The following is a 10,440-nucleotide window of genomic DNA, read 5'->3' as shown; positions in this document are numbered from 1 at the left end:
GTATTGTATATTAACGTTTTTTATATTTCAAGTATTAGTTGTTTACACCTCTCATTTTTACCATTCAAAAAGCTTTTTTATATACATTGACACTTTCTAAAAGATAGGTTAAAATAACTATAAATTAATAAGTAACTAACTAAAATTAAATAGAGGTGAAAACAAATGCAAAACATTTTATTCCGCATTAACGAATTAGCAAAAAAAGAAAGAACATCTGGATTAACAGTTGATGAAAAACAAGAACAACAAATGTTGCGTCAAAACTATACAAAAACATTTCGTGGAAGCCTAGATTCCATTTTATTAAACACAAAAATTGTTGATCCAAATGGTATTAATGTTACACCAGTTGCATTACAAGATGCTAAAGATCGTTTGAAATTTAGTAAATGAGTTCCGCGCATAAGACCACATTTCAAAAAACATAAAAAGAGCTGAAATTCCTATATAGAAATTCCAGCTCTTTTTATTGTCTTTTCTAATTTAGTATACGAGCGATACATAGCAATTCTCCACGATACGATCATCGCAAAGGCAAGTAAGAAAAACATCCCGCTTAATTGTGCTAAATCAATCGATTGACTTAAATATGATTTAAGTCCTACTCGTACAGCTAATAATCCAACTAAAATAAATATGAACGCTTTTGACGGTTTCATATATATGTCTTCACCTTTTATTTCGAACTTAGATGTTTTAATAAGAAATATAGAGAAAATAAGTCCTATACTAATTGCCTCTACTATTTCTAACGATGTTAACCGAAACTCTGATAAGAAGTACATCGATGCGCCAGTACTCATAAAGATTGGCGGTAATATAATTTTCTTTTTCGTTACCGGTTTTTTCGCTGACTTAAATCGAAGAAACATTACTCCAACGGCCATGCAAACTGCTACGATACTTGATAAAAGTGCTAAACTCATACTCTCCACCCCTATCTATTTAAAAGACTTTTTGAGCAAAATCATAAACCAAACAAGCCCGACACTTATAATGACATGAGCTAATCCAGCCATATGGCTTAAACCGTTAAAGTCTGTTCCGTTTACTTGTAAAATACCTCTAAATACCATTGTAGCGATTGTAAAAATTAATCCTATGTTATACACAACAAACCATGCACGAAAACTTTTTGTTTCACGGACATTAAATACTTTAAATAGAGCCAAAGCGACCAAAAAGAATACGAAGCCGAGCACTAATACGTGTGTATGCACTAATTGCAACATAGTGGATCCTTTAATTCCTTGCGCTTTTGTATACTCTCTAGCAAATACACCTGATAATAAACCAATAATTAAGTAAATGAATGCTGCATTATATAATTTCTTCATTATATTCCTCCTGCTGTAGAACGACAATTAATATCGTCACTTTCCATATTCACTGCAATCATTTTACGCAAAGTTTATGAACGGAATATGAACAGAGTATTACATTGTTAGTTTGGTTTTTTATTTCTTGAAAATAAAAAGGCCATTCCACAACTATTAATTGTGGAATGGCCTTCTAACTTATTTTAAATCTTCAATTGAGAAGGCACCAGGCAATAACTGCTCTACAGTCACTTCTTTTTCATCGCCTTTTACATTCGTTAGTAAAACTGGCATTTTCGGATTACAAAATTCAGCAATAACTTGTCTACATGCACCACATGGTGAAATCGGTCCGTCCGTTTCGCCTGTAATGACTAAGTAACTAAAGTCACGCTCACCTTCTGATACTGCTTTAAAGATTGCCGTTCTTTCTGCACAGTTACATAAACCGTAAGAAGCATTTTCTATATTACAACCAGTATAAATTTTACCTTCTTTCGTAACTAACGCTGCACCAACAGGAAATTTTGAATACGGAATATACGCTTTTGATAACATCTTATTTGCTTCTTCAATATATTTTTTCTTATCCATATTATTTCCTCCTCAAAGTAAATGTAATTATGATTAGTCAGTAATAACTGTATGAACCAATTTAGGAGCCACTGCTGTTTCAGAGATAGAAATATTTTCATAAATTTTTGCTTTTACATCTTCTACATTTTCACGATTTGCGTAAATCGTTACGAATGGCTCACCTTCTTTTACTGCGTCGCCAACTTTTTTACGTAACATTAAACCTACAGCTAAATCAATTTCATCTTCCTTCGTTGCACGACCTGCACCAAGTAACATAGCTGCGATACCGATTTCATCTGCAACAATGTTTGAAATAACACCTGAAGTTTTTGCAGGTACATCAATTACATACTTCGCTTGTGGCATTTTTTCTGGATTGTCTACAATCGAGCTGTCTCCGCCTTGATTGCTTAAGAACTCTTTAAATTTCTCAGTTGCTTTTCCGTTTTTCATAACTTCAATTAGCATTTCACGAGCTTCTTCTAATGTATTTGCTTTTTTCGCAAGTACAACCATTTGGCTACCTAATACAAGTACTAATTCTGTTAAATCTTCTGGACCTTCACCTTTTAAAGTATCAATTGCTTCCTTCACTTCTAGAGCGTTACCAATCGCAAAACCAAGAGGCTGTGACATATCTGAAATTACTGCCATCGTTTGACGTCCAACATTATTTCCGATACGTACCATTGCATGAGCTAATTCTTTTGCATCTTCTTCTGTTTTCATAAATGCACCAGCACCTGTTTTCACATCAAGTACGATCGCATCAGCACCAGCTGCAATTTTTTTACTCATAATTGAACTTGCGATTAGAGGAATCGAGTTTACTGTTCCTGTTACATCACGAAGTGCATAGATTTTTTTATCAGCAGGTGTTAAGTTTCCTGTTTGTCCGATAACAGCCACTTTATCACGGTTTACAATATCAATGAATTGCTCTTTCGTAATTTCAACGTGGAATCCTTCCACTGCTTCTAATTTATCAATTGTCCCGCCCGTATGTCCTAAACCACGACCAGACATTTTTGCTACTGGTACATCTAAAGCAGCAACTAATGGTCCTAATACTAATGTTGTTGTATCACCAACACCGCCAGTTGAATGCTTATCTACTTTAATACCTTCAATTGCTGATAAGTCGATTGTTTCTCCAGATTCAACCATTGCCATTGTTAAGTCTGCGCGTTCACGATCCGTCATATCTTGGAAGAAGATTGCCATTGCAAGTGCACTCGCTTGATAATCAGGAATACTTCCATCTGTATATCCATTAATAAAGAAATTAATTTCTTCAGTCGTTAATTCTTTTCCATCACGTTTTTTCGCAATAATATCTACCATTCTCATTGTAATCACCATTCCTTTTTATATTATATGAATCTGTTAAAATAATAAGCCAACGATTGTTGCTGATAAGAAACTTACTAATGTTGCACCAAAAAGTAATTTCAAACCAAATCTTGCGACTACATTCCCTTGTTTTTCATTTAAGCTCTTAACTGCCCCTGCAATAATCCCAATTGAAGAGAAGTTTGCAAACGATACTAAGAATACAGATATAATCGCTGTCGTTCTAGCTGAGAAATTAAAGTTTCCTTGTGCTAAATCTGTCATAGCGACAAATTCATTCGATACTAATTTTGTTGCCATAATATTTCCGGCATTAACTGCTTCATGCCAAGGTACACCCATAATAAATGCAAATGGTGCAAATACATAACCAAGAATTTCTTGGAATGAGATACCGATTACACCTTTAAATACTGCATTAATGAATGCGATAAGAGCAACGAAACCAATTAACATAGCTGCTACTGTAATCGCAACTTTAAACCCATCTATAATGTATTCCCCTAATACTTCAAAGAAGGTCTTTTTCTCTTCTTCTTGTACTTCTAACATATCCTCTTCTTCTGTAACTTCATACGGGTTAATAATAGAAGCGATAATGAAGCCACCGAATAAGTTAAGCACTAAAGCGGTTACAACATATTGCGGTTTTAATAACACCATGTAGGATCCAACGATAGACATAGAAACGGTAGACATCGCAGATGCACATAATGTATACATTCTTTTTTCTGGCAATAATCCTAGTTGTTTCTTAACTGAAATAAACACTTCAGATTGTCCTAAAATCGCAGAAGCTACCGCGTTATATGATTCTAGTTTCCCCATTCCATTTACTTTACTTAATACTAGACCGATAGATTTCACAATAATAGGTAATACTTTAATGTGTTGCAAAATACCTATTAAAGCTGATATAAATACGATTGGCATTAATACGCTTAAAAAGAATGAAAACTCTTTTTGATTTACTAATCCACCAAATACGAAATTCACACCATCAGCGGCATATTTTAATAATTCTCCAAAACCATCTGCTATTCCGCTAATTAATATATTCCCTACACTTGTATTTAATAATAAAAACCCCAAAATGAATTGTAATATAACCATCGTTATGATTGGGCGATATTTGACTTTCTTTCTATCATTACTAGCAAGCCAAGCGATACCTAAAATCAATACGAGGCCTAAAACACCGATTAAGTATTTCATAAGCCGTCTCCTCCCATTCGTATCCGCTTACATCTTTTTCAATTGTTAAAGCAATAGATACACTTTACTTTAAATGTGTATCTATTGCCCTTTACTTCATTATTGATTAGTAGTTATCTGTAGCACCTTTTGCATCATTTAATACGATTGCAACACTAGCACTTGCTCCAACGCGAGAAGCTCCAGCCTCTACCATTTTGTCTGCATCTTCACGTGTACGAACGCCGCCAGATGCTTTTACACCAACGTTTGGTCCAACTGTTTTACGCATTAATGCGATATCTTCTGCAGTTGCTCCGCCAGTTGAGAATCCAGTTGAAGTTTTTACGAAATCAGCACCAGCTTTTACTGATAATTCACAAGCACGAACTTTTTCTTCATCTGTTAGAAGGCAAGTTTCAATGATTACTTTTACAAGAGCTTTTCCTTTTGCTGCTTGTACTACTTCATAAATGTCTTTCTCAACGAACTCATTGTCGCCATCTTTTAAAGCACCTACGTTGATTACCATATCAACTTCAGTTGCACCTTTTGCGATAGCATCTTTTGTTTCGAATGCTTTTGTTTCAGTAGTGCTTGCTCCTAATGGGAAACCGATTACAGTACAAACGTCTACATCATGTCCAGCTAATTCTTCAGCAGCTAGCTTTACCCATGTAGGATTAATACAAACTGAAGCAAATTTGTATTGCTTTGCCTCTTCGATTACTTTCATAACATCTTCTTTAGTAGAATTTGGTTTTAAAATTGTATGGTCAATTAACTTTGCAATGTTCATTATCTTCACTCCTCATATCTTTTAACAACTTCATTCTAACTCTTAGTTGAACAAATGTAAATACACTTTTGAAATTTTGTTCACTATTTTACAAAAGGGAATTTCTTGTAGTAGATACGGTGCATTCTAGCTGAGAAACAATTCATATACATCACAAGTTGAAATCAAAACTTTTATGTTAACACTGGTAGTATGTATCTCAATATCCATAATTATTTTTAAAAAGGAAGTTTGTGTTCCAAGAAGGACTCCTATCATTTATACATAAGAAAATAAAAGGCTTTCTCAAAATTAATATTTTGAGAAAGCCTTTTATTTCTAACCTTTTTGATAATGTAACAATTCCTTCGCCGTATGCTGATCGATAATTAATACATTTGCATACCCGCCACGTAACGCACCATCAATTGCTTTTACTTTTCTATTACCACCTGCAACTAAAATAGAACGTTTCTTTAATTTAAGTTCCTCTAACTCAATTCCAATTGTACGCTTATTAATTTCTTCGCTACTAATATTTCCGTCTCCATCAAAGAAACGTGAACAAATGTCACCGACCGATTGTTTTTTCAAAATGTTCGTTTCATCCTTATCGAAATATCCTAATCGGAATAATAGCGCTTCGTCTCGCACTGTTCCAACAGTGAAAACTGCAATATTCGCTTGTTTTCCCATTTCGATAATGTGATGAATATGTCTATCTTGCTCCACTAATTCTTTTGTCACTGCATTATCAAATATAACTGGAAGGGGTAGATTTCTTGGCGTCGTTTGAAAAGCATCTGCAAATAAAGCAATCGTCTCATTCGCATATGTATTTACACTTGAGTGACTAATGCCACCTTTTAATTGGACAACCTCTACACCTTTCACATGTTGCGGCACGATTTTTCTAGCGATTTCATACATCGTCATTCCCCAGCTTACACCAACGATATCACCAGTTTTCACGGTCTTTTCCATATACTCAGCAGCATACTTACTAATATACTCCGTAATCGTTGCATATTCTGGTACTGGAGAAAATACGACATGCGCTTCTAACAGGTTGTACTTTTCTTTAAGTAAATTCCCAACGTTATCTAAATCAGCAAACGGATCGGCTATGCTAATTTGAACAAATCCTTTTTCTTTTGCGTACTTTAATAATCTAGAGATCGTCGGTCTTGAAATATTTAATTTGTTAGCAATTTCTTGCTGACTATAATCTGATTGATAATATAATCTTGCAACTTCAACGCTTAACTGTTGTTTATCTTTTTCCATAGTAACTTATTACAAACCCTTTCCTGTATTTCCCTTTCGTTACAAGCATTATACAGCTTTATGCAAGAAATTTCGACTACCGAATTTTATCCACCTAAACTTCTATTCCACTTAGTATATACAATGAAACTTTATTGTGTAGCTTCATAAACTCAATACAGATGATCTTGAAGCAGATAAAGTGAAACTTTAATCAGTGGGGGGGTTGTCCATCCCCCACTGATTATTAGCCCTCACCAATCGGGCTTTTACGGGCAGTTGATCTCCCACCTAAATCCCCCGAATTTTGAGGTGGGAGTCTTACTGCACGCAAATAGCGGGATAAATCGATTCATATTCAATTCATTCTTTTTGTTCTTTCTGTAGTAACGATAACAAAACCCTTCAATAACAAACATTGAATATTATTTATGGAACTTCCTTAACGTACGGTAAAACCAAGTTTTTTAACATAGAAATTCCTTAGCGTACAAAATTCACGTTTTGATGGCGAGACCCCATGGCCATCAAGCTAAAGTTTTAATGTACCCCAAAATAAAAATTTTCTTTCACTACAGTTAATTACTTTGAGAAGTCAGCGGATTTTTTCATTTTAGGGGGATTTTGTTTTGTTAGCTTGATAGTGATGGGATACAGCCAACATTTTGGAAGTTTTATATGCTAAGCGAATTTCAACCTAAAAAAGTCGAATTCCTGTACGTTAAGTGAAGTGGCATTTCATTCAAATAATCCCTATTATCTGAAGTTAATAAAGTCTGTTACACTCTCTTCTTTAAAAACGTTTCCATAATATCCTTCTTGAATCTTTCATAATCAAGCTGAAAAGCTACATTATGCGCTTTATAGCCTGGATTAGTAGCAAAACGAAAGTCTGCAATACTTTGACCAAATCCTTCCCCTTGATCAGGAATTACTTTAATGGGTACTCTTGAAAGGCCAACAGCCTCTTGATTCAGCAAATACCACACTGTTACAAAATCATGCATAGGGCTTCCACTTATACCAGGATTAGACTTGGAGTAGAATTTATAATAATAGTCTAACATAGGTTTGATGATGAGTCCTGCAAGGTCCTGTGTATTCCGATGAAATGCATCAATTTGCTGGACCATTTCGGGTGTAACAATCGCATGTTGAGTCACATTTAAAGGAATAATTGTCAAGTTCTTTGCATGCTGCAGAATTAAGTTTGCTGCATAAGGGTCTGAGTAAAAGTTAGCTTCAGCCACAGCAGTTACGTTACCTGGATAGAAAAAAGCTCCCCCCATGCAAATGCATTCTCTTACGTTTCGCATTGTTTCTAAATTCAACACAAAAGTCGTAGCTAGCGAAGAAAGTCTTCCTAAATTGATAATTGTAAGATCTTCTAAATTTGATTCTATAATTTGATAAATATCATTTAAAGGATAAACTGGATATGAAATTTCAGGGGGAATGATAGGTCCTAATCCGACTTTTCCATGTACCTCAGGGAAATACTGAATCAATATACCTGTCAACGGTACAGAAGCACCAAGGAATACGGGTATCTCTTCTCTTCCTGCAATGTACTTCAAATAGTTAATATTTCTTATTGCATTTTCTCTGGATACATTTCCATAATCGGCTACAATTCCTACAAGTTGAATGTCTTTACGAAAAAAGGTGTACAGTATAGCAAACGCATCATCAATCCCCAAATCTGTAAACAGGAGAACCTTTTTTTTCATATCTCTTCCTCCAAAATCTATAAAATCCTACTTTCACTAATGATGTAGTGATCAGACTAAGCTTGTATGTATATATTTTATGTATTCTTAAAGAGTGGATTCTATTCACTTGAAATAGCTTTGCTCATCTAAATTTGATATTATGTTCAAGCGTAAGTTTCTGTTCTTAAGTTGATGGGCATGTTGTGCTATCCCATGCCTAAAGGCGATGGGCTTTCTCGTTCGGAATGGCTGTAAGTTCTTCTACATTAAGTACGGACGGATACTTTTCTCCAGTTATAGAATGGTCTTTAATGATTATAAGTATTATTTTAAACATTACTGCAGTTATAGGCTTATCACTACACGTCTTTGTATATCAACCTATGAAAAGATTTGAAAAAATTAAAATGAGACCTTCAAATAAAATAATTATATTTGAGGTAACACCACCTCGCCATCGAGTGTTGATTTAGAAAAAAGTTTAATTATAAATATTTTATGATATTCAATAAATTTAACTTATAAAAATATTTTTATTCAACTATCCTGTCCCGTTAGTTTAAGTACATTTCTTCACAATTTTTACAGTGATAGTAACATAAATACCCAACAAAAAATCATCTCACCTCTAGAAATCTATAATGGTAGTTTTAGAATAAGTGAATAAGAGAAATAACCACCATTGATTATTTCTCTTTTCATATACATATTTATTTTTGGAAAAATAACCTAACTCCAAATGCTAATAATACTGTACCAGTAATACCCTCTATTGTACGGTTCACTTTTTCTTTTCGTAAAAAGGTTCTTAATTGACGTATTAGTGAGATATAAAGTAAATACCATATTGCTGTCAAAGTCGTAAATGTGAGTCCTAACAACAGAAATTGGAAGAGATGACTCTGATTGCTCACAATAAATTGGGGTAGAAAACTTAGGAAAAATACAGCCGTTTTCGGATTTAAGATTGCCGTGGTAAATCCTTGTCTAAAACTTTTAATCGTACCAATATCCTTAGAGTTCATTTCCACTGAACCTGACATATCTTCTTTTTTAGAAAAGGCACTTTTAATTGACTTTACAGCTAAGTAAATTAAATAAAAAGCCCCAGCATATTTTATTAATGTAAATAGCATAGCAAATTTCATTAGGATAGCAGAGAGTCCTAGTGTAGCCATTATTGTATGAATCATCATTCCAGATACCGTTCCTAAGACGGTCCTTATCCCACCATTTCTACCATGCGAGATAGTGTTTTTTGTAACTAAGGCAAAACCGGGACCAGGCATTATTATGATTAGGATTGCTGTAAGGATAAATAATAAATAATTTTCCATGTTTTAGTATTTCCTTTCCAATTTTTAGTTTTGCTTATAGTATAGCTTTTTCCCTTAAAACATTAAATATAAAAAGCGTGATCAGGAGTTTATCGAGGTTATTAGTATCAATTTGACCAAACATTATCCCAAAGCTACATTGATAAAACACACGGCAAACTTATGGGTAAAATTACAAGCTCGGCTCTCACAAAAAACGGGATAAAAAATAAACAGCGGCACTAGTCCGCTGTTTATTTCGTCACGCCTTCATGTAATTTTTCTGTATAATCCTTTACATCCTTCCAGCTATCTTTCGCCGTATTTAAATCTTCTTTTATAAAGGTAAACTCTTCAGTGCTAATTCCTTTTACGTTTTGTAGTAAATTATTATATTTTGCACCTACCGTATACCATTGATTTGATATATTTTGCAGTGCCGTAATTGCTGCATCAATTGTTTCTGTCATATTTGTTGTTTTATTTTTCACATCTGTTAAAATTGCCACTTCTGCTTGCGCTCCTGAAATTCTATCCTTTAAATTGGCTATTTCTCTTTCGGCATTTGCAATATCTTTTTTCGCAATCGCAATCATCGGCCCGCCAGCAAGACATGTTATTAGCGCTACGCAAAGTACACCACCAGCAATGACCATATCATTACTCTTTTTGATCGAATCATTATATGTATTTATTTGTTGCTCTAGAGCTGGAATACCAGCATTCGTACTCGCCAAAATCGAGGTTAATTGATTTGTATCCTCTTTAAAACTATTTGTATCTTTCGCCATTCTATCGCGAAAAGCTTTTAAATCTCCTAATAATACATCTACCTCATTTTGATTCTTTAAAATATCCGCATACAACTTTTCTAAATCAGCTTTTAATTTACCACTATCTTTTTGATCGATAGCTAATAG

At 34.1% G+C, this 10,440-nt stretch carries 12 protein-coding genes; 2 read left to right on the top strand and 10 right to left on the bottom strand.

The window, feature by feature from the left end; all coding sequences use genetic code 11:
• Positions 1-165 precede the first annotated feature (165 nt).
• Complete coding sequence (locus AB3X48_RS12985; RefSeq protein ID WP_002118300.1) at positions 166-396, top strand: DUF896 domain-containing protein; 231 nt, start codon at positions 166-168, stop codon at positions 394-396.
• Positions 397-446: 50 nt separating this feature from the next.
• On the opposite strand, the gene AB3X48_RS12980 is transcribed toward AB3X48_RS12985, so the two are convergent.
• The 8 genes from AB3X48_RS12980 to AB3X48_RS12945 form a co-directional block, all read right to left on the bottom strand.
• Positions 447-929, bottom strand: coding sequence for a CcdC family protein (locus AB3X48_RS12980; RefSeq protein ID WP_016104524.1), 483 nt, complete (start codon positions 927-929; stop codon positions 447-449).
• A 15-nt stretch (positions 930-944) separates the two neighbouring features.
• Positions 945-1,340: a DUF2871 domain-containing protein gene (locus AB3X48_RS12975; protein WP_002158323.1), complete on the bottom strand. Its 396-nt coding sequence runs from the start codon at positions 1,338-1,340 to the stop codon at positions 945-947.
• A 180-nt stretch (positions 1,341-1,520) separates the two neighbouring features.
• Positions 1,521-1,916: a cytidine deaminase gene (locus AB3X48_RS12970; RefSeq protein WP_002158324.1), complete on the bottom strand. Its 396-nt coding sequence runs from the start codon at positions 1,914-1,916 to the stop codon at positions 1,521-1,523.
• A 33-nt stretch (positions 1,917-1,949) separates the two neighbouring features.
• Positions 1,950-3,251, bottom strand: coding sequence for a pyrimidine-nucleoside phosphorylase (locus AB3X48_RS12965; RefSeq protein ID WP_002158325.1), 1,302 nt, complete (start codon positions 3,249-3,251; stop codon positions 1,950-1,952).
• A gap of 36 nt (positions 3,252-3,287) precedes the next feature.
• Entirely contained in the window at positions 3,288-4,469 is a 1,182-nt protein-coding gene (locus AB3X48_RS12960; protein WP_002158326.1) for a NupC/NupG family nucleoside CNT transporter, read from the bottom strand.
• 106 nt (positions 4,470-4,575) lie between these two features.
• A complete protein-coding gene (deoC, locus tag AB3X48_RS12955) occupies positions 4,576-5,247 on the bottom strand; it encodes a deoxyribose-phosphate aldolase (protein ID WP_002012110.1) in 672 nt (223 codons plus the stop codon).
• Positions 5,248-5,565: 318 nt separating this feature from the next.
• Complete coding sequence (gene deoR, locus AB3X48_RS12950; protein WP_002202408.1) at positions 5,566-6,513, bottom strand: DNA-binding transcriptional repressor DeoR; 948 nt, start codon at positions 6,511-6,513, stop codon at positions 5,566-5,568.
• Positions 6,514-7,271: 758 nt separating this feature from the next.
• Positions 7,272-8,222, bottom strand: coding sequence for a nucleoside hydrolase (locus AB3X48_RS12945; RefSeq protein ID WP_002158329.1), 951 nt, complete (start codon positions 8,220-8,222; stop codon positions 7,272-7,274).
• Between the two features lie 227 nt (positions 8,223-8,449).
• Here AB3X48_RS12945 and AB3X48_RS12940 point away from each other — a divergent pair, with 227 nt between their 5' ends.
• Entirely contained in the window at positions 8,450-8,677 is a 228-nt protein-coding gene (locus tag AB3X48_RS12940) for a hypothetical protein (RefSeq protein WP_080025014.1), read from the top strand.
• A gap of 237 nt (positions 8,678-8,914) precedes the next feature.
• Here AB3X48_RS12940 and AB3X48_RS12935 read toward each other — a convergent pair whose 3' ends face one another.
• Positions 8,915-9,541, bottom strand: a complete 627-nt coding sequence (locus tag AB3X48_RS12935; protein ID WP_002202409.1) for a LysE family translocator — start codon at positions 9,539-9,541, stop codon at positions 8,915-8,917.
• Between the two features lie 233 nt (positions 9,542-9,774).
• The coding region (locus AB3X48_RS12930) for a ClyA family alpha-helical pore-forming toxin (RefSeq protein WP_367959645.1) at positions 9,775-10,440 on the bottom strand (666 nt) is incomplete at its 5' end.

Origin of the sequence: Bacillus sp. S4 (genome assembly GCF_040838205.1) — a bacterium.
Lineage (GTDB): Bacteria > Bacillota > Bacilli > Bacillales > Bacillaceae_G > Bacillus_A > Bacillus_A cereus_U.
Note: the sequence above shows the minus strand (reverse complement) of the source record. Positions and strands in the feature narration are given on the sequence as shown.

What these genes read in the sequence shown, in the direction of transcription:
- AB3X48_RS12940 (WP_080025014.1), top strand. Translation starts at nt 8,450, where the DNA reads ATGGCTGTAAGTTCTTCTACATTAAGTACGGACGGATACTTTTCTCCA.
- AB3X48_RS12980 (WP_016104524.1), bottom strand. Translation starts at nt 929, where the DNA reads ATGAGTTTAGCACTTTTATCAAGTATCGTAGCAGTTTGCATGGCCGTT.
- AB3X48_RS12985 (WP_002118300.1), top strand. Translation starts at nt 166, where the DNA reads ATGCAAAACATTTTATTCCGCATTAACGAATTAGCAAAAAAAGAAAGA.
- AB3X48_RS12970 (WP_002158324.1), bottom strand. Translation starts at nt 1,916, where the DNA reads ATGGATAAGAAAAAATATATTGAAGAAGCAAATAAGATGTTATCAAAA.
- AB3X48_RS12960 (WP_002158326.1), bottom strand. Translation starts at nt 4,469, where the DNA reads ATGAAATACTTAATCGGTGTTTTAGGCCTCGTATTGATTTTAGGTATC.
- AB3X48_RS12945 (WP_002158329.1), bottom strand. Translation starts at nt 8,222, where the DNA reads ATGAAAAAAAAGGTTCTCCTGTTTACAGATTTGGGGATTGATGATGCG.
- deoC (WP_002012110.1), bottom strand. Translation starts at nt 5,247, where the DNA reads ATGAACATTGCAAAGTTAATTGACCATACAATTTTAAAACCAAATTCT.
- deoR (WP_002202408.1), bottom strand. Translation starts at nt 6,513, where the DNA reads ATGGAAAAAGATAAACAACAGTTAAGCGTTGAAGTTGCAAGATTATAT.
- AB3X48_RS12965 (WP_002158325.1), bottom strand. Translation starts at nt 3,251, where the DNA reads ATGAGAATGGTAGATATTATTGCGAAAAAACGTGATGGAAAAGAATTA.
- AB3X48_RS12975 (WP_002158323.1), bottom strand. Translation starts at nt 1,340, where the DNA reads ATGAAGAAATTATATAATGCAGCATTCATTTACTTAATTATTGGTTTA.
- AB3X48_RS12935 (WP_002202409.1), bottom strand. Translation starts at nt 9,541, where the DNA reads ATGGAAAATTATTTATTATTTATCCTTACAGCAATCCTAATCATAATA.